Source organism: Vibrio sp. 811, from assembly GCF_033339195.1.
Window position 1 is genome coordinate 1 of record NZ_JAWOUB010000551.1, and the last position, 624, is coordinate 624.

Genomic DNA, 624 nt, shown 5'->3' on the forward strand with positions numbered 1-624 from the left:
AGCTTGAGTTCGCTGATGAAGCTGAGTTGCTTCGACCAGTTGAGCGAAAGCCTGACCATGAAGAGCTGGAGGATTTTTACTTTTAACCCACGGGGCCGCTCTTCCTGATGGGAGACGGTCCTCCATTCTCAAAGGAGAAGACCATGAAAGATCACAGTCAAACGATTGTGTTCCCTGGGAACAATGTTGAATCACTTGCTGAGGCTAACGCCATGTTGAGCGCTGTGTCGGAAGATGCACGTAAAGCCAGCAATACGGAAGACAAACGTGACCTTGAATCGCTTCAAGGCTGGCTGGAAGAGAACATCAATTCTCAACTGGCAGGCGTGAAGTAACTATGACTGTAACCCCACTGGGGGCTTCATGCCCCTGTGGGGGCATGGTGCCCGTAAAAGGAGTCACCATGAATGCAGTGAAGATGATCCAGAAGGAAAACCAGCTTGAGCTGCCGCTTTTCTTCCTGGATGAAGAGCCGAAGACCGCAGAAGTCATTCCATTTGAGCCAAAGCCTGAATGGACTGATGATGAGGTAAGGCAGTTACGTGATGGGCTTTTATGGCATAGCCTTAGAGTCCTTGCTGATGGTCGAGCTGGAAGTGAAATCAAGCAGGAAACGATGGCTTG

Annotated in this window: 1 protein-coding gene and 1 pseudogene; both read left to right on the plus strand. The window is 50.0% G+C overall.

The window, feature by feature from the left end:
- The first annotated feature begins 143 nt into the window (after positions 1-143).
- Positions 144-335: a hypothetical protein gene (locus R7Q46_RS28035; RefSeq protein WP_000651508.1), complete on the plus strand. Its 192-nt coding sequence runs from the start codon at positions 144-146 to the stop codon at positions 333-335.
- A 68-nt stretch (positions 336-403) separates the two neighbouring features.
- Positions 404-624, plus strand: a pseudogene (locus R7Q46_RS28040) (topoisomerase II); the annotation flags it as partial.